The 18,662-nt window shown below is 40.6% G+C and carries 14 protein-coding genes; 4 read left to right on the top strand and 10 right to left on the bottom strand.

Annotation, left to right across the window (positions count from 1 at the left end):
• Nucleotides 1-38 precede the first annotated feature (38 nt).
• Complete coding sequence (locus MMU07_RS09010; RefSeq protein WP_241125537.1) at nucleotides 39-623, bottom strand: hypothetical protein; 585 nt, start codon at nucleotides 621-623, stop codon at nucleotides 39-41.
• Nucleotides 624-840: 217 nt separating this feature from the next.
• Here MMU07_RS09010 and MMU07_RS09005 point away from each other — a divergent pair, with 217 nt between their 5' ends.
• Together MMU07_RS09005 and MMU07_RS09000 are read left to right on the top strand one after the other, a co-directional pair.
• On the top strand, nucleotides 841-1,545 hold the full coding sequence (locus tag MMU07_RS09005) for a hypothetical protein (protein ID WP_241125536.1): 705 nt from the start codon (nucleotides 841-843) through the stop codon (nucleotides 1,543-1,545).
• Between the two features lie 705 nt (nucleotides 1,546-2,250).
• Nucleotides 2,251-2,538, top strand: coding sequence for a hypothetical protein (locus MMU07_RS09000; protein ID WP_241125535.1), 288 nt, complete (start codon nucleotides 2,251-2,253; stop codon nucleotides 2,536-2,538).
• A 231-nt stretch (nucleotides 2,539-2,769) separates the two neighbouring features.
• On the opposite strand, the gene MMU07_RS08995 is transcribed toward MMU07_RS09000, so the two are convergent.
• The 6 genes from MMU07_RS08995 to MMU07_RS08970 form a co-directional block, all read right to left on the bottom strand.
• Entirely contained in the window at nucleotides 2,770-3,291 is a 522-nt protein-coding gene (locus MMU07_RS08995) for a hypothetical protein (RefSeq protein ID WP_241125534.1), read from the bottom strand.
• 330 nt (nucleotides 3,292-3,621) lie between these two features.
• Nucleotides 3,622-4,476, bottom strand: a complete 855-nt coding sequence (locus MMU07_RS08990) for a hypothetical protein (RefSeq protein ID WP_241125533.1) — start codon at nucleotides 4,474-4,476, stop codon at nucleotides 3,622-3,624.
• Entirely contained in the window at nucleotides 4,473-5,300 is an 828-nt protein-coding gene (locus MMU07_RS08985) for a HipA family kinase (protein WP_241125532.1), read from the bottom strand. Before MMU07_RS08985 ends, MMU07_RS08990 begins: the two co-directional genes overlap by 4 nt.
• A gap of 488 nt (nucleotides 5,301-5,788) precedes the next feature.
• Nucleotides 5,789-6,373, bottom strand: a complete 585-nt coding sequence (locus MMU07_RS08980) for a hypothetical protein (protein WP_241125531.1) — start codon at nucleotides 6,371-6,373, stop codon at nucleotides 5,789-5,791.
• Nucleotides 6,374-7,605: 1,232 nt separating this feature from the next.
• Nucleotides 7,606-8,295, bottom strand: a complete 690-nt coding sequence (locus MMU07_RS08975; protein ID WP_241125530.1) for an NAD(P)H-dependent oxidoreductase — start codon at nucleotides 8,293-8,295, stop codon at nucleotides 7,606-7,608.
• A gap of 513 nt (nucleotides 8,296-8,808) precedes the next feature.
• On the bottom strand, nucleotides 8,809-9,462 hold the full coding sequence (locus tag MMU07_RS08970; RefSeq protein ID WP_241125529.1) for a Tll0287-like domain-containing protein: 654 nt from the start codon (nucleotides 9,460-9,462) through the stop codon (nucleotides 8,809-8,811).
• A 177-nt stretch (nucleotides 9,463-9,639) separates the two neighbouring features.
• On the opposite strand from MMU07_RS08970, the gene MMU07_RS08965 reads away from it, so the two are divergent.
• Nucleotides 9,640-12,444, top strand: coding sequence for a YCF48-related protein (locus MMU07_RS08965; protein ID WP_241125528.1), 2,805 nt, complete (start codon nucleotides 9,640-9,642; stop codon nucleotides 12,442-12,444).
• 203 nt (nucleotides 12,445-12,647) lie between these two features.
• The gene (locus MMU07_RS08960; RefSeq protein WP_241125527.1) at nucleotides 12,648-13,898 is read left to right on the top strand and encodes a cystathionine gamma-synthase family protein; all 1,251 of its coding nucleotides are present in this window, start codon (nucleotides 12,648-12,650) and stop codon (nucleotides 13,896-13,898) included.
• 453 nt (nucleotides 13,899-14,351) lie between these two features.
• Here MMU07_RS08960 and MMU07_RS08955 read toward each other — a convergent pair whose 3' ends face one another.
• From MMU07_RS08955 to MMU07_RS08945, 3 genes are read right to left on the bottom strand one after another with little or no spacing between them, the layout of a single operon-like run.
• Nucleotides 14,352-15,734 (bottom strand): peptidylprolyl isomerase, encoded by a 1,383-nt coding sequence (locus tag MMU07_RS08955; protein ID WP_241125526.1) that lies wholly within the window; start codon nucleotides 15,732-15,734, stop codon nucleotides 14,352-14,354.
• Nucleotides 15,727-16,599, bottom strand: coding sequence for a peptidyl-prolyl cis-trans isomerase (locus MMU07_RS08950; RefSeq protein ID WP_336246182.1), 873 nt, complete (start codon nucleotides 16,597-16,599; stop codon nucleotides 15,727-15,729). Before MMU07_RS08950 ends, MMU07_RS08955 begins: the two co-directional genes overlap by 8 nt.
• Complete coding sequence (locus tag MMU07_RS08945; protein ID WP_241125524.1) at nucleotides 16,583-18,592, bottom strand: peptidylprolyl isomerase; 2,010 nt, start codon at nucleotides 18,590-18,592, stop codon at nucleotides 16,583-16,585. The genes MMU07_RS08950 and MMU07_RS08945 overlap by 17 nt, the downstream gene beginning before the upstream one ends.
• Nucleotides 18,593-18,662 lie beyond the last annotated feature (70 nt).

Here is an 18,662-nt window from a genome sequence, read left to right as displayed (position 1 = left end):
ATAAATCCCAGTTAAGCTTTGAGAAATAGGGTTGTAGATCAGATTCTAAAATCAACTTTCTCCCTTTCTCTCAATCTATTCAGGACTATTTCCCTCAGCTCGGTATTTGAAATTCTAAAGGGGCGAAGGAGAAGGGCGGCTTTTCGGATACTTACCTCGAATTCTTTCTTTGCCTTGGGGATTTTGGTAGCCACATTGTTAAACTGGAGTTCGTCCACCGTGTACCCTTGGTATTCCAGTTTCCAATAATCAATGGACTCAGGATTGGCCGGAAGCGGGATACTTCTCAGAATCCTGTCTGTTTCAAAAAAAGTGGTCTGCACCGGAACAGTCACCGTCCTTACCATGGCTTCTCCATGCGTGACCACGACTTTGAAGATTTTGTCTTGGGTCATATCTACCAAGTCAAACCAATATAGCGCCCTGACCACCAGCTTGCAGGTACCGGTAGTCGATGCATCCATTTCCTTGACAAATCCTTGGCCTACCAGTTGGATTTTTCCATCCAGGACAGTGATTTCAATAGAAGAAGTCAATTTCCATGCTTTGGAGACACGCATCAGATTTTTTATTTCCAAAAAAACCTTCTTGGCCTCTTTGGTATTGATTTCAAAAATTACCATATCCTCAATTTTCATCAAATTAGGGAATTCTAATAAAGGAGTTAATTCATTTGGACCCCTCCGACGCATATTGTCACAAAATCCGAGTTTCAATCAAAGAAAAGGTGAGGGCTAGCAATAAATACCCTATTCAAGGTATTTTTTTATCCCTGTTCTTTTCCTTCCTTGTGGAACAAAGTTCATAAACACCTTTCAACCTATCAACTTTAAAAAACCTTTGAGTACCGAACAAAATCAAGAAAATATTTTTTCCCCTCGATTTGACTGGAACTTCAGGATTGGAAATCAATTGATTCATTTAAGGGAATCTCTGGATAAAATAAACAATGATATTGAGGCACTAGATTTTGGGGAAATGAAATTCATGCCCCCTTTATTGGCAGTTCATTATGCCTCCCTTATTTTGGAGTCCAAAACCATAACCAATATTTCTCGCAGAAACTCTTACCTTGAGAGAATAAAATTTCCCCAATGTCTTTCCTCTGAAAATAATAATGAATGGGGACAAATTCTTGGAACTTATTCCTCAAAGACTTATCTCCCAATCATTAAATTTAGCACTAGTTCTTTGGAGGAAGGCTCATCAATTAGAGAGGCATTGCTCAATCATGTATTTGGTTCCATTCGTTCCATAGCATCATTACCGACAAATTATTATTCAGCAATTGCCTACCTTTTATCTGAATTAACCAACAATATTGTAGAACATTCTCGTCATGATTTTGGGTATCTTTCGTTTCAATATTATCGAGACAATCAATTCATGGATATTTGTCTAGCTGATCGGGGAATTGGAGTATTTGGCTCATATCAAAATTATGTGGGCAGCAGGGATTTTAGTCATGTTACAGATCGGTTAACTAAACGCTGTACTGCTCCGTGCCATTTGGCAGTCCCCGGTATTGCGTTTAGTGAATGTTGAATGGAGTTGTCCTTTGGGAGGAAGGCTCCCGGGTTCCTGCTCTTTTTCCTATACCGGTATAGGGGAAGGTGCAGGGCCGACGGACAAAGGAATCAGGAAGGTTTTTTTCCATTTTTTTTTCTTTCTTTTTCTTTTTTTCAAAAAAAACCTTCCAAGAAAACGCATGCGCGCAATAAATGTCAGGTCAGGATCGTTTGCAATGGAAATGATTTTCTTTTTCCTGAAAATCTTGCCGCTTCAGGCATTTTTTTCAAAACCATGGTTTTTCCAAATCCCCTGATCTGCGGTTCTTTGCCTTTGAGCAAAGGTTTCCATTGACTTCTCTTTTCCTGATCCCGCTCCGGGCGTTTTCTTACAATTCAATTCAACATCTTACTGCAGTTGACTCCGCCGTCAAAGGTCAATCTACTAAGCAAATTTCTGAGTCTCGGGGATATGGGATAGCCACCTCAAGAACGATTCTTACAAAAGGTATTGGAGGTACATTTGTATTTTTAACAGGTAATGCCTTGCTAATCAATGAGGATTTGTCCAATTTTGGAACTGAGTTTAAAGGATCGATTGTTTTAATTAGAATTCCCATAGCAAATTTTAACCCTCAACTTAATTGGATAGACTTCGTGGAATAATTGTAAATGAATGAATATGAAAGATATTTTGAAAATTGATTTTAAGGGTCTCAATTCCATAAAATCTAGAGACATTGTGAAAGTAAATTTTAGCAAAATAGGTAGTCAAACTGCAATCCAGGTAGATTTCAAGAATATTGAATTTCTTTCAAGGGCAGCTGCCGATGAGTTGCTGTTTAATCAAAACCAAGTGGCATCAAAAGGTTTCCCTGTTTCTTTCATCAACGTTAATTTGGAAGTCAACAAAATGCTTGAATTGGTAAGAACATCTTACAGCAAAGAAAAACAAGCCAATTTCAGATTCGTCAAATGGTTGACGTTTGAAAATGAACAACAGTATGAAAAATATTTACTCCAATTTTAAATGTAAATAGGAAGTTAAAACCTCGGTTAATTCCGAGGTTTTTTTGTCAATTCTATTATTGGAAACTATTCTCCTCAATTTAATTTTTTAATTTATAATTAAATTTTATTGAATAGGGCAGGGGATTTACAAAAGATATACCGATCGTGTTGTTTTGACTAGATACCTTGCTTGTTTAGATTTCAAAATCAACTTTCTCCCTTTCTCTCAATCTATTCAGGACTATTTCCCTCAACTCGCTATTTGAAATTCTAAAGGGGCGAAGGAGAAGGCCGGCTTTTCGGATAGGAATTCTTTCTTGGCCTTGGGGATTTTGGTAGCCACATTGTTAAATTGGAGTTCGTCCACCGTGTACCCCTGGTATTCCAGTTTCCAATAGTCAATGGACTCAGGATTGGCCGGAAGCGGGATACTTCTCAGAATCCTGTCTGTTTCAAAAAAAGTGGTCTGCACCGGAACAGTCACCGTCCTTACCATGGCTTCTCCATGAGTGACCACGACTTTGAAGATTTTGTCTTGGGTCATATCTACCAAGTCAAACCAATAAAGCGCCCTGACCACCAGCTTGCAGGTACCTGTCGTCGATGCATCCATTTCCTTGACAAATCCTTGCCCTACCAGTTGGATCTTTCCATCCAGGACAGTGATTTCAATAGAAGAAGTCAATTTCCATGCTTTGGAGACACGCATCAGCCTTTTAATTTCCAAAAAAACCTTCTTGGCCTCTTTGGTATTGATTTCAAAAATTACCATATCCTCAATTTTCATCAAATTAGGGAATTCTAATAAAGGAGTTAATTTTTAAGGACTCCTCCGACGGAGATTGTCACACAATCAGGATTTTAAAAAAAGATGCAAGATTCAAAACAAAAATAGACTCAAGATATTAGACACAAGATCCAAGACTTGATTCAAAAAAGACACAAGATGCGAGACACAAGATCTAAGACTTGGTTCCCCCACAACAACTAGAACAATTAGAACCACTACAACAATTACATAAGAGACCCTTCGCTACACTCAGGGTGACGGATACCCCAACCCGACAACGCGAAGCAGAAAACAATTTCAACCAAAAAAAAATTATCCGAGTTTTTCTTCTATTTCTACAAAAGGCCTCACATCATGCTCTTCTAGATAAGTCTCAATGATTCCCAGTTCGGAAGGAGGTACTATTTCAAGAATTCGGCTTTTTATCAAAGGTGAATCCTGAAGATGGTTCCAAATAAGGTGTTGATTTTGTTGTTGTTTATCAGGCTCTTGACCTACCATAAAAAATTTCCCCACCTTTTTTTCCCTCAATTCCAATGGTTTGATGATACTTACATATTCATTGATTTTGCTTTTTAGAGATGTAGTAGGCGCTTGAAAATCGAAGAATTGGGTCAATACAGGTCTGTCATTCTTACCGATCATATCGATTTGCATATTGAATACCATAAAGTCAAACTCCTCAGCATTCAACTTAAAATCTATGTTTACTCTACTTTGGACTTTTGGGATAAATTCCTCTTTTGCTTTGTTGGTGCTAGGATAGGCAGGTTTCTTTAATTCTTGAATTTCAGCTTTATAAATCCACTTTGTGAATAAAAGCATAAATGAATTGTCATTTAATTCTACTTCAATTTCTTTGGGCGAAGAGAATGAAATTAAGTTATTGGTGTAGTAAGAAAAATAATGTACCAACTCTGCTTTAATTCCCGTTGATGAAAGCAATTCATTTTGATCCTGGTAAAATCTTTTTTCTAAAGTATTGAGTGTTGATTTCAAAAGTTTGAATCCATCCTCAGAAAAAAAGCTCTTAATCATATTCAATTTTTCGTGGGAATATTTGAACATAACCGATCCATGATTGCCTATCATCAGCAATCCTAAATTGATCCGCTCCTGAGAAACAGCGGAAACGGGAGAATAAATTATGGAATAAGTACTTTTCATATATTTGGGGTCATAAGAGAAATGAATTCCCGGTAGGTTCTTTCAACTTCTGATATCCAAGATGGAGAAAAAAGCCATCCAGACAACTTGTCATAGATTTCATCTTTTTCATACCCCCATTCCTCCGGAATCCCTTCAACAATTGAACCAAGATTGTCATGACAAATAGAGGATTTGTTTTGCAAAGATGCGCCAATCTCATCAAATAATATCAAATTTTTTCTATTCCGGCTTCGGAATAACATGTGAAACAGATTTGAATAAAACAATGAATCTTGATAGGTAAGTGAAGAGATTTGACCAAATAAGCTGCCACTGTTAAATATTTTTTCATGATCTATAGCAATGGGCGATATTACGTCATTGCTCATATTCACAAGAAGATTCATATTCCCGCAATTACGGTCTTCATTTGACAGCCAAATATCAAATAGGGCAATTGCTAAGAAATCCTTTCGATTATATTTTTTCAAATCAGTTTTTGAAATTCCTCCTGAAATGGAATCAATAATTTCAATTGCATCAGGAATTTGTTTTAAACCTACTAGAGGTTTTACTATTGATTGATAGCTTAGTTGCATTCCAAGCGTTTCAAGAGGAAGATGTTCACGCTTAAGTTTGACAATTCCCAAATCAGGGACTTTAATATCCCAAAGTCTTGCAAAATGGAAACCGAGATATTCATTAAGTAACTTCGGATCATTTGGATGGAATGGGTATTTGCAGATATAGTATTCAAGATCAGAAGCAAGAACCCTTAAAGGACGACTTCCAGCGGTTTCATAGCGCTTGCTTACTTCTTCTATTGAATCAAGAAAAATCATTTACACTGCCCTACCTTTAAATGCTTAATTATCATCATTTCGGATTACTAATAAAGATTGATCTATTTATTTTAGTCGAAATATTGAATTCTATATTTCCTTACAAATTAGATAAATATTTGTTCGTTTAAAATTTCCTTTCCTCTTATTTTAACTGTGCCATTTTGTTGTATTATAAACGATCGATAAGTAGACAACCAAAATTAACACAATCACCTAGACTTGATTCTTTGACAACTGAGGAAACCTGACGTCGAAAGCAATCAACAATTACAACCGATAAAGAAATCCCTTGCTCTAGTCAGCATAGAGGCATTCAACCCTACAACTCCGATACACAAATAACGCTAAGCTTTCAATTGCCAGTCAATGTGGTCTCGGGAGATTTGTTCTGGACATTGGTTGGTCGTACTAATAAAAGGGCTGCTTAAGGAAAGATTCTGCTGATTTATTTGATGAAGTAAGCTTTGGGGAAATAGTGGAGCAGATCAGATTCTAAAATCAACTTTCTCCCTTTCTCTCAATCTATCAAGGACTATTTCCCTCAACTCGCTATTTGAAATTCTAAAGGGGCGAAGGAGAAGGGCGGCTTTTCGGATACATGCCTCGAATTCTTTCTTGGCCTTGGGGATTTTGGTAGCTACATTGTTAAACTGAAGTTCGTCCACCGTGTACCCTTGGTATTCCAGTTTCCAATAGTCAATAGACTCAGGATTGGCCGGAAGCGGGATACTTCTCAGAATCCTGTCTGTTTCAAAAAAAGTGGTCTGCACCGGAACAGTCACCGTCCTTACCATGGCTTCTCCATGCGTGACCACGACTTTGAAGATTTTGTCTTGGGTCATATCTACCAAGTCAAACCAATATAGCGCCCTGACCACCAGCTTGCAGGTACCGGTAGTCGATGCATCCATTTCCTTGACAAATCCTTGGCCTACCAGTTGGATTTTTCCATCCAGGACAGTGATTTCAATAGAAGAAGTCAATTTCCATGTTTTGGTCAAACTCATGAGCCTTTTAATTTCCAAAAAAACCTTCTTGGCCTCTCTGGTATTGATTTCAAAAATTACCATATCCACAATTTTTCATCAAATTAGGAAATTCTAATAAAGGAGTTAATTCATTTGGACCCCTCTGACGCATATTGTCACATAATCAGAGTTTCCATTAGAGAAAGGGGGAGCTTACCCTCCTAGAAGATACAAGATGGAAGACAGAAGATTTATGACCCAAATCACATTTAAAACAGTAATGCTTCTCCGACAACCATTCCAACCACTAGAACAATTAGAACAATTACAACCACTTTCTTTCTCTACGGTCCTATCTGTTGAAAAATTCAACCTTACCCATCTGTGAAAATCCTTTAAATCTGTGGTTAAAAAAATTCACCTCATGGCATATTCTGTCCTATAAAAATGTCACCCTTTCAGGGTTTTTCCCGACCTGAAAACAATTACAACCATTACAACCACTAGAACAATTCCAACCACTAGAACAATTAGAACAATTACAACCACTTTCTTTCTCTACGGTCCTATCTGTTGAAAAATTCAACCTTACCCATCTGTGAAAATCCTTTAAATCTGTGGTTTAAAAAAACTCACTTCATGGCATATTCTGTCCTATAAAAATGTCACCCTTTCAGGGTTTTTTCCAACCTCAAAACAATTACAACCATTACAACCACTAGAACAATTACAACCACTTTCTTTCTCTACGGTCCTATCTGTTGAAAAATTCAACCTTACCCATCTGTGAAAATCCTTTAAATCTGTGGTTAAAAAAATTCACCTCATGGCATATTCTGTCCTATAAAAATGTCACCCTTTCAGGGTTTTTTCCAACCTCAAAACAATTAAAACCATTACAACCACTAGAACAATTACAACCAATTTCTTTCTCTACGGTCCTATCTGTTGAAAAATTCAACCTTACCCATCTGTGAAAATCCTTTAAATCTGTGGTTTAAAAAAACTCACTTCATGGCATATTCTGTCCTATAAAAATGTCACCCTTTCAGGGTTTTTTCCAACCTCAAAACAATTACAACCATTACAACCACTAGAACAATTACAACCACTTTCTTTCTCTACGGTCCTATCTGTTGAAAAATTCAACCTTACCCATCTGTGAAAATCCTTTAAATCTGTGGTTTAAAAAAACTCACTTCATGGCATATTCTGTCCTATAAAAATGTCACCCTTTCAGGGTTTTTTCCAACCTCAAAACAATTACAACCATTACAACCACTAGAACAATTACAACCACTTTCTTTACAACCACTTTTGTACCGTCGACCCAATTAAAACCACTCACCAACCATCGCATCTACCTCTGTCAGTACCACTTTCAATTCATCGTAAGATTTCCCCGAAATCCCCATCAAAAACTCATGATGCGCTACCTGCATGCCGCAAAACCCAAAAATCCCGATCCCCATCAATTTCCTGACGGATTCATCCATGCCGTTTTTTTGGATAAAGGATTCATCCGCACCGGTGGTCTGAATGATACTGACTTTCTTGTCTTGGAGCTTTCCCCTGATTCCTGCTACATCGGCTTCAAATGCAAACACAGGCGTGAATACCCTGTCCAAGTATCCCTTCATCATCGCCGGCGGTGACCACCACCAAGTCGGATAGATCAGGATCAGGTGAGTGGCCCATTGGATTTCGGCCTGTTCGGCTTTGACATCTTCGGGAGTTTCTCCGGCTTGGGATTCGTACCTTTTCCACTCCTCCAGAGAAAGAATGGGATCAAAACCCATCTTGTATAAATCCCGGACACGGACAACGTGACCTCTTTGGATCAACCTTTCTTCCACGGTTTTGGAAATCGCATGGTTGAAACTTCCCGGATTGGGATGCGCTAAGATGATCAGGACATGCTGCTTTTCTGTTTCAGCAAATAGATGTTGGAAGCCAAGAAGGAAAGTCAAAAAAAAGACAACAGTCAATTTTTTAAAAAATGAGGGATTTAGGGATTTTTTCATGATATGAGATAAGAAGTTTGAATGAGCATCCGCATTGTCGCAAGCTTTCGACCAATTCCGGTATTTTTTATCTAAAAACTGATCTCCATATGTTCGAAGCGGGAAGTAAGGATCCCGAAGCTTCAGGAGGCCGGCACTGGCCCTGTGGGTGGATAGGTTTCCGCCGTCTTGGCTTTTTTGGCTAAGAAAAAAAGTAGCTATAAAAATGAGGGTTCGATTTTCTATGCCGTTTAGAACATCTTTATGGTTAATGTTAGAACGATCATTCATTCGGATACACATAAAGGTTTATATAGTGTAGAAACAAGGATACAGTAAATTGGATATCCAATGTAAATCAAGGCAAGAGATCTAATTGTCCGGTACATCGGTCATCGGTCATCGGTCATCGGTCTCCCGTCTTCCTACTCCCTACTCCCAACCTCCAACTTCTTATTTCTGTCTTCCGTCTTCCGTCCCGCCTGAACAAGAATCTTGGCCAATTGCCAAAGAAGCCCCTATCCATATAGATTACTACATTTTCTTGACAACTTCCTTCTTTGGAATCCGGATGCTCCACATCCCTCTCAGGTCACCGATTTTGTGGCCTGTGGCCTTGTCTTCGGGATAGAGTTCGGAAAGTGCTTTTTGGGTTTCGGCACTGATTTCTGTACCTGCCTGACCGTGACAGTTGAGGCACATGCCATTGGGGATTTTGATGGCTTTGGTATACAAATAGACTTCCCCATTTTCAAATTTCTGAATACTTGGGTCAAGGGGAAGCTCGTTTTCGGCATTGTATTCATAGGCCTCCAAAATACCCTTTTCCTCTTCAGTTGGTTTATCTGCCGGATTCCGATATTTATTGGAGGCACGGCGGACAGTAACCCCATATTTTTGACTTACCTCTGCCAAGATCGGGAGTGCTTCCACATTGCAGAATTGAATGGCCCCGGGAACTCCTTTTTCTTCAATGGCCTTTTGCAGTGCGCTGACCAATTGCTGCTGTGCTTCGGTGCTGATCTCATCCCCCCACTTCATGCCTGCCTGCAGGATGTCGGCCTCATTGAGTTTTTTGACTTCCATGCTTTTATTCACTTCCTCAAAAACCTCCTTGCTTACCCTTTCATTTGATCCACATGAAGCTAAAATGGTTACTGTCAATAAAAACGCGAATATTTTTTTCATTTTTTTTTCATTTCTAAAGTATAAAAATAGGTCTAAAAGATGAGTTAGTAAAAAGTTTATTGTTGTTTGTGTCCCGAACCTACTAATCATAAAGTTTTCAAGGGATTTGGAAGATTCCGAAACCTTTCATTTTTGGTTTTAAATCCTATTTTTGTACCAAATGTTTCAAGATAATTGATGACAAAACGCTTAATAACTCTTCTGATTTTTATACTTGTCCATTCTTTTTGTTATTCTCAGACATGGAAAAGAGTAGGTAGCCGCGGAAACCAACTGACGGGAATTTTCTGGGCGACCGAAGAGACCGGCTATGTTTCAGGTAACCAAGTTATTCTCAAAACCATAGATGGAGGTTTGAGTTGGACAGAACAAGAAGCTCCAAGCAAAAACAGAATGTGGGGAGTTGACTTTTTTAATGAAACCCTTGGATTGATGGTCGGCGAAATGGGTCAGATCTTCCGAACTACAGACGGGGGTGCCAATTGGCAGTTGATCAATGTCGGGACAGACAAAACCCTGCGAAGTGTAAAGTTTTTGACCCAAACCCGGGCCTATGCTGTGGGAGATGGGGGAGAAGTCTACCGCTCTACCAATAGCGGTCAAAGTTGGGCAAAGCAATCCGTTGGGACTACAGTCGATCTTAACCGCTTGTTTTTTGCCAATCAGGACACGGGATATGTGGCTACCGCAGACGGCAGGATCGTCAGGACCTTCAATTCCGGTAACAATTGGTCTATTCAAAATACGGGACAGACGGTCACACTCAATGACATCTACTTTTCTTCAGGTCAAATAGGCTACACGGTCGGTCAGGCAGGAACAATCCTCAAAACGAGCGATGCGGGAACTACTTGGAATCTTGTCACAAGCGGAACGGAACGAAACCTTACTGCCGTTTCCTTCAATAGGAACAATCCAAGCTTAGGAGTGATTTTAGGGGAGAACGGCACAGTCTTAAGGACCGCTAATGGGGGAACAACTTTTGACGGGATCAACATTGCCAATATCCAAACCTATTTTGGTGCTAGCTTTAGGAGAACCTCCAACATCGTTTTTGCTGTGGGTACAAACGGCGCCATCATTTCCTCCGCAAACTCCGGTTCAAGCTGGGCAACCCGGCAATCCGGACTTGATTTGAATTATAAAGCCACCCAATTCAGGACAGCCACATTGGGCTATATTGTCGGGGAGAAAGGATTGTTTCTTGTGACTACCAATGGAGGCACTACACTTACCAACAGGTCAAGGCCTGTTTCGGGGGCATTTCATGACATTGCTTTTACAACAAATCCATTTGGCTATATCGCGGGGGACAACGGTGTCGCACTCAGAACGAGCAACTCCGGTGCCAACTGGACTTCACTGAATCTCCCTATTAACAATACAATTTATGGCCTTCATTTTTTTAACAATACCTCCGGCTATGCAGTAGGTGATGATGGATTTATGGCAAGGACTGTGGATTCGGGAGTGACATGGGAAAAAATCGCAGTAGCAGGGACTACCGAGAGGCTTAGAGACCTTGCCTTTTTTGATGTGCTGACAGGATTGGTGATAGGCCAAAATGGATTCTTGGCAAGGACAGAAGATGGCCTACAATGGCAAAAAGTCAATGTGCCAACAACAGAAGACCTCATAGATTTGGATATACTAGATGCAAGCTCCGTGGTGGTGGTTGGGAATAATGGAACGGTATTAAAGACCTCGGACAGGGGGATTTCCTGGACCAAAATAAGTTTGTCGGATACAAATAACCTCACAGCTGTAGACTTTCTCGACGAGTCAGTGGGTTTTATAGCCGGAGAAAAAGGATTGATGATGATCACCCGCGATGGTGGCCAAACCTGGAGCAAAATGCCCACGGGTACATTTCAGGATTTCTCAGGGATTAGCTTTGGGGATTTAAGCAGCGGCTTTGCTGTCGGAGAAAACGGAACTTTGTTCAATTACAGCTGTCAGGTTCCTGAGACGCCCACAGTGATTTTTGGACAGGCCAATATATGTATCAGCCAACAGGTTTATCAGGTTCAAAATACTGATGTAGATGCGGAGTTTGAATGGCGCGTAGATGGCGGTACCATTTTGGACGGACAAGGAACAAGCAGGATAGTGGTCAGGTGGGATACCCCGGGAAGAAATGCCGTTTTGGTAAGGGGGAAAAATAATTGCGGCAATGGCGCAACCAAGGGCCTTGAAGTGTTGGTATCCACTACCCCTCAAAATATCACCGATATAATGGGAGAGGGGGTAGTTTGTGTAGAAAGTTCAATAGAATACCAGGTCAATGATGTCCCCGGAACTATGTTCATTTGGGAACTTACAGGAGGGTTGATCACCGAAGGACAGGGAACTGCTAAGGTCAAGGTCCAGTGGAAAGAAGCCGGTATGAGGCAATTGAGAATCAAACCAACCAATCCATGCGGGGAAGGTACTTTCTTTTCAAAACCCATTCAAGTCATTTCCCCTCCAAGCCAAACATCCGAGATCAGCGGTCCGGACAGGGTGGGGCTGACAGAAGAGACCTACCAAGTGACCAATATCCCAGATATCAATTTCCAATGGCAAATCAGTGGCAATGCAGCCAGGATTCTGTCCGGGCAGGGCACAAATAAGATTACCGTATTGTGGGAAAAGCAGGGTGACTTCACTGTTACCGTTAGAGCGATGAACAGCTGTAATTCAGGGCCTGCAACGTCTTTGGAGGTGAATGTGAATTTCATTACCAGTATAGGTTCTGAACCTTCCACAGCAAAGACAAATGTGTACCCCAACCCATCCCAAGGAGATGTTTGGGTTTCTTTTGAAGGTGTCAATGGCGTCAATCTCATTAAGATTGCTGACATCACAGGCAAGGAAATTCAAGAAATCAAACCCGGAATCGGCGAGGAGACAGTAATTTTCAAATCCCTTCCAAAAGGTTTGTATATAATCAATGTCCGAAGCAGGGAGAAGGAATTTAGACACAAACTTTTGGTAAGGTGAGTTTTCCTTATTTTAAGGAACTCCGTGTCTGATTATTTTGAAGAATTAGGAATATAATTTTTATTATTTAAATAAATCAGTTTTTTATTTTGTAAATAAGGAATGATTATAAAGTTTTATTTATAAAATCAGAATAATATTTTTTATCTCTATTGACAATATTCAATAATTTATGGTCATTTGCTTCCATAAACCCAAATGAAATGCAAGAGAGATATTTCCAGCCTGAGAGTTTAATGATGACTCATGGGTATAAGCCTGAATTGTCAGAGGGGGCAGTAAAATGTCCTATTTTCCAAACCAGTACTTTTGTTTTTAAAACTGCTGAAGAGGGCAAAGCCTTTTTTCAGGTAGCCTATGGCAAAAGAGAAAAAGAACCCAACGAGGAGTTGGGATTGATCTATAGCCGGCTCAATAATCCCGATTTGCAGATTTTGGAGGAGCGCTTATGTCTTTGGGACCAAGCGGAAGAATGTGCGGTATTCGAAAGCGGGATGTCAGCTATTTCTACGGTGATGCTGGAGTTTTTGAGACCGGGAGATGTGTTGCTTTACAGCAAACCTGTCTATGGTGGCACGGATCATTTTATCAATAAAGTCCTTCCCCAATACGGCATCAATGGTATTGGATTTACTGCAGAGCAATCTGCCGAAGAAATAATCGAAAAGGTTACAAATATGGGATCGGTGGCCAATGTAAAGATGGTCTATGTCGAAACCCCCGCAAATCCCACCAATGCACTCTTTGACCTTTCTGTATGCAGGGAGGTTGCGGACCGCCTGAGCGCTGCTGAAATAGAAGTAGTCGTATGTGTAGACAATACCTATATGGGGCCGCTTTGGCAGCATCCGTTGAAACATGGGGTGGATTTGATCGTGTATTCCGCTACCAAATACATTGGAGGACATTCCGATCTGATCGCCGGAGCGGTACTAGGCAATTCCAAGCATATGAAGCGTGTCAGAACTTTGAGAACATTTCTGGGCAATATGGCAGGGCCATGGACAGGGTGGCTTTTGATGCGGAGTCTTGAGACACTCAAAGTCAGGATGACCAAGCAGGCAAGCAATGCGGTGGAGGTTGCAGATTATCTAAAATCACATCCAAAGGTTGAAAAAGTGTACTATTTGGGACATCTCGAACCGGGAGATCCGCAGTACGATATTTTCAAAAAGCAACAGACCTGCGCCGGGGCAATGCTGTCATTTGATATTAAAGGTGGGGAAAAAGAAGCCTTTTTGTTTTTGAACAACCTCAAGCTTATGAAGCTTGCCGTATCCTTGGGAAGTACCGAATCCCTCGCGGAGCATCCGGCTACGATGACCCACAGTGATGTATCGGAGGATGACCGGAAGCTACTCGGCATCAGCGAAAAGCTGGTCAGACTTTCTATTGGTGTCGAGCACCACTCGGACATCATTTGGGATATCCAACAGGCCTTGGAAAAGGTATAAATAAAAAAGAGCTTCCCAAACCGGGGAGCTCTTCTCATTTTATTTCCAAGATTGGTATGAATTTTTGAATTTAGACTATTCTACTACTTTCTACACAAAACACAGATTACGGTTGCTCCTCCGTCATTCTTCCTCAAAATTTTAAAATGTTCATAAAAGAAATGGCGTATGGTGTTGCCTCATCTTGAATCCGAGGTACAGCCTGTCCCGGTTCTTCTGGAAGGATGAAAAATCCCAGAATAAAAGGGACACTTCTCAGCCGCGGCGGAGAAGTGTGACGATCAAGAGATTCACGTCATTGGTAACCGCAGCTTGCGGATCCCTACAGCCGTACGGGAGAAGAATCTTATTAATCTTTGAGACTCTTCGCTACACTCAGAGTGAGGGGGCAGTGCCAGTTGATTTGCAATTGGCATGGCTGTGGACTATGGACTGCCGGCTATTGACTAATGATTACTTTTTTCCCAACACATCACACCTATCATAGGCAGGATCTATGTCAATGAAGACGTCTTCTTTTGCTGTGATAAACCACTTGCTGAGCAAAGCTTCTTCCTTTCTTCTCCTGGTAGCGGCTTTCATTTTTTCATAATCATCCTCAAGGTTTGCCCGGTGTGCAGGAAATCTTTCTTTGTAAAAAAGGATCCTGACCATTGTGCCTTCTCTTTCAGTTTCATAGCGAATTGGTGGGGTTATGGAACCCACCTTCATACTGTCCAAAGTGAAATATAAAACTGGATCTTCGAGTGTTCTCAGTGTAAGCCGGCTTGAGTTGTTGTTTGGATCCACAAAGAAACCACCGTTGTCAGAGGTTGCCCTGTCGTCAGAGTTTTCTTTTGCAGCCTTTGCAAATTCAATTTTACCATCAAGTATCACTGTCCTAAGGCTATCCAAAAATCTCTCGGCATCAGCAATATCCTGCTCCGAAGGCTCAGGGCGGATAAGAATATGTCGTGTATTGAAAGTATTTCCCCTTCTTTCCAATAGCTGTATCATGTGAAAACCAAAAGTCGTTTCTACAGGATCACTGATCTCTAGGACTTCCATTCCGAGTGCGGTGGCTTCATACTCAGGAGCCAATTCCCCTCTTCTGAAAAAACCAAGTTCACCGCCCAAAGCTGCAGACCCGGGATCTTGGGAATACTGTCTTGCAAGGGTTTGAAAATCGGCCTTACCTTCCATGATCTGATTTTTGAGGCTACGAAGTTGTTCAGAAATCTCGTTTTTGACTTTTTGGTTTGTTTCGGGCTTTTTGACGATCTGACCTACCATCACCTCAGCCGAAAAAAACGGCAAAGAATCTCTAGGGATATCATTGAAAAATTTGCGGACATCTGCTGGAGATATCGAAAGTCCCTCGGTGATTTTTGACTGCATCTTTGAGACAATGAGCTGTTCTTTCAACATGTCGTGGATTTCGGTTTTCAGCTGATCTGCAGTTTTACCGTAAACTTCAGCCAACATATTCTCATCCCCGCCAAACTGCTGCATTACCATTGAAAACCTTTGATCTGCCTGAAACATGACTTCTGCATCGGTAACCATCACAGAGTCAATTTCCGCTTTGGCAATCATCAGTTTACTTATAAGTAGGGATTCAAACACCTCACACCTTGTCGGTGGCTGTACATCCTGTTGGGATTGGGAAATAGCCTCAATGTAAGATTTTTGGATTTCTGATTCCAAAAGGATGTAATTGTTTACTTTGGCTACTATTTTATCAATTACCTGACCCGAGGGAGCTGCAGTTTCTTTTTTTTCTTCCGTTTGTCCTATGGATTGAAAAGTGATCAGACTCAAAAAACAAAAGGTCAGAAAATAGTTTAATCTACTCATATATTTTAAATTCATTTTTTTCAAGTGCTCGGTTATAAACTTCTTTTTGTAATTGATCGACGAGTGCAATCCTTCTTTTGTTGATCAAAATTTTGGTTATTTCATCACGGACAAATTCCATTGGTGGAACTTGGTCCTGCAATTTGTATTCCAATATTCTGAAATAATACCTGTGACGGTCATCATCCGTAATTACAAGTTTGTTGTTTCTAACCAGCTCCACTTTATTTGGATGATTGGCCAATGGGGTATTAATGATAATGTCATCTAGCTTGATCCATGTAGAATCTTCAAGAAAGTAGTTGGCTCCGGAATTGACAGCCAAGGTTTTAAAGGCATCTGAATCTTTTTTATTCTGAGACCTGAACAGCCTTTCCAATTGCCTGTTTTGGGAAGATTCTTTTTCAGTTTTTACAAAATTCATCCTTACAATGATTTCTTTAAGGCTGAAGTTGGCTTTGTTGACCTGATAATATTCCTCTATTTCCTGCAGGCTGACATTGTTGTCGAGGTTTTGCTCTACATACTTCTTTTCAAATTCGTAGACCATCAAGGCATACTTATAATCAAGTAGTTTGCGGTTGATTTCTGCCTCATCAAAAGCCATAGATTTGCCCGCTTCCTTGATGAGGAGTTGCTTCCTTATCCAGGATTGAACATACCTGCCTGCAATATTTGCACTGTCTTCTTCCGATTTGCTTTCGGATTTGATGAAGGAAAGCTCTGAGCGCAGTAAGTTTTGATTGCCTACTGTTGCAATTACAAGATCGTCCGCTTCTTCGGTCTCTGTTTTAAATCTGAAGAGATCACAGGCCCCTGTTACCAACAAAAGGAGTAATAACGCAAGACTACTTTTCCACTGCAAGTTCAAATATTTTCTGTTTTTCCTCCTCATTGATTTGGACTGCATATTTCTCTTTTAAAGAAGAAATAAGTTTTTTGTCAAGGTATTCCTGGTAATCCTGAATCACCTTTCCACGAGTCTCCTCGAATTTTTTTGGGCCGGGCAATACCTTTTCTCCCAATACAACCATATAGGTTATGTTTTCTAACCGCAATTCCTGAAAATTCTTTGTCATGTCTGCATTTTTCAGAATAGGATGCTGCTGCCATTCAAAGATACCCTCAGATACTGTGAAGGCTAAGGGGTTATTGATAAGGAAGGTGTTTTCTAAACGGTCAATCAGATTGGCCTGGTATTTTTTATCAGCCAAAAATCTTCTGACCGAGGGAATACTTTCTTCCTTGCCCATAGTCAGTATCAAAGCTTGTACACGATCATTCCACTGGTATTTGCTTAAGTTTTCATGGTAGAAATTCACCTGACCCAAGCTGTCCTCGATGGCCTTTTGCCATACCTGATCATTCATCAGCGAAAAAAGCAATATACCATCCCTATATTCCTGAATCAAAAGTCTGTATTCCTCATTGTTGGTCATCAAGTCGTTAATTTCAGCCTCTTGGAGATTGACTTCCACATACTTGCCAAACCATGTTTTGAAATAATTCTGCGCATTGGTCCTAACCGCCTGTCGGTCTTCGGCAATAAAATCCAGGAGGCCTTTGACGGTTTTTGGTTTTTGGTTTATGGAGAAAAGCACCGAATCCAATAAATTTTTTGACTCAAGGGTCTTTGCAATTTCCTGTCTTGAAGTGGATGTAAATAGACCATCGATGGAATCAACCAGGATTTCATTTTCCACAAAACCATATTTTGATTTTTGGATAGCCACCACCTGCGATTGGATGAGTGTAGACCTGCTGTCTCTTAGAATTCTGGACTTAATGGATGATTCCATTTCCTCAAAGCTTGCAAGGGGTTTTTTACCTTCCAATCTGATGATATGATACCCAAATGGAGTCTTGACAGGCGGTGAAATCTCACCTTCCTCCTGAAGGGAAAATGCCGCCCTTTCAAATTCCGGGATGACAGAACCCAAACCAATCCAAGGCAAGGAACCACCGGTGTTTTTGGTACCGGAATCCTCTGAATAAAGCTTACAGATTTCCTCCCACGAACTTTCGGGTTTTTGGAGTTCGGTATAGATTTCACTTACTTTCCTCAATATCCGTTCTTCTGAGATCGGGTCATTTCCTTGAGACCTTACCAAAATATGTGAAACCTTTACTTCTCCGGGGTTTGGCTGACGGTCTTCAAGTCTGATGATATGGTAACCGAAATTTGTCAAAATGGGATCTGAAATCTGACCCACCTGCATGGAGTAGGCCGCATCTTCAAAAGATGAAACCATCTGTAAAGCCGTAAAATAACCTAAATTGCCTTTGTTGTCTTTGGCAGAAGGATCATCAGAATGTTCAAATGCCAATTCATTGAAATCAGCACCTTTTTCTGCCTCTTCTTTGAGTTTTAAGGCCATCCTCAAAACAGAAATCGTATCCGCCTGACTGGCGTTGGGGGGAAACTGCAACAGGATGTGGCTAGCCTTGACGACTTCTTTCATCCTATTATAAGCCTTCATCAATTCTCCCTCCTGCAGGGAATTTTTGATCAAAAATGGCTGGGTCAGGTCGTCTTTAAAAACTTCGAATTCTCTCGAAAATTCCTCAGTTTTATCCAGTCCCAAGCTTTCTGCTTCTTTGACTTTAAGCTTGTAATTGATAAAAAGATCTAAGTTCTCCTCAAATTCTTCTGCCGATATTTTACTCTCAGGGTTTTTAAATTCCCTGTTTTTGGTCAGCATATGCAAAAACTCATCCCCGAATACGCCATTGTCACCAATGGACAACAAGGGTGTGGGGATGTCCTTCTGTGTCTCTACCTGCGTGACAGTAGATTTTGGGCTGCATGAAAATCCCAGAATCAGGAGTAGGAAAAGAAATCGACTTATATTAATCATAAATGAAATGCCGGAAAACAAGTGCAATGTTACAAATTAAATTGAAAAATTCGGGGCGGTTGGACGATTA

The organism is Cognataquiflexum nitidum (genome assembly GCF_022538055.1).
Classification (GTDB): Bacteria; Bacteroidota; Bacteroidia; order Cytophagales; family Cyclobacteriaceae; genus Cognataquiflexum; species Cognataquiflexum nitidum.
This window is presented reverse-complemented; position numbering and strand designations above follow the sequence as displayed.

Coding starts and splice junctions, on each gene's coding strand:
- MMU07_RS08955 (WP_241125526.1), bottom strand. CDS start 15,734: ATGAGTAGATTAAACTATTTTCTGACCTTTTGTTTTTTGAGTCTGATC.
- MMU07_RS08985 (WP_241125532.1), bottom strand. CDS start 5,300: ATGATTTTTCTTGATTCAATAGAAGAAGTAAGCAAGCGCTATGAAACC.
- MMU07_RS08970 (WP_241125529.1), bottom strand. CDS start 9,462: ATGAAAAAAATATTCGCGTTTTTATTGACAGTAACCATTTTAGCTTCA.
- MMU07_RS08960 (WP_241125527.1), top strand. CDS start 12,648: ATGCAAGAGAGATATTTCCAGCCTGAGAGTTTAATGATGACTCATGGG.
- MMU07_RS08945 (WP_241125524.1), bottom strand. CDS start 18,592: ATGATTAATATAAGTCGATTTCTTTTCCTACTCCTGATTCTGGGATTT.
- MMU07_RS08990 (WP_241125533.1), bottom strand. CDS start 4,476: ATGAAAAGTACTTATTCCATAATTTATTCTCCCGTTTCCGCTGTTTCT.
- MMU07_RS08975 (WP_241125530.1), bottom strand. CDS start 8,295: ATGAAAAAATCCCTAAATCCCTCATTTTTTAAAAAATTGACTGTTGTC.
- MMU07_RS09010 (WP_241125537.1), bottom strand. CDS start 623: ATGGTAATTTTTGAAATCAATACCAAAGAGGCCAAGAAGGTTTTTTTG.
- MMU07_RS08980 (WP_241125531.1), bottom strand. CDS start 6,373: ATGGTAATTTTTGAAATCAATACCAGAGAGGCCAAGAAGGTTTTTTTG.
- MMU07_RS08995 (WP_241125534.1), bottom strand. CDS start 3,291: ATGGTAATTTTTGAAATCAATACCAAAGAGGCCAAGAAGGTTTTTTTG.
- MMU07_RS08965 (WP_241125528.1), top strand. CDS start 9,640: ATGACAAAACGCTTAATAACTCTTCTGATTTTTATACTTGTCCATTCT.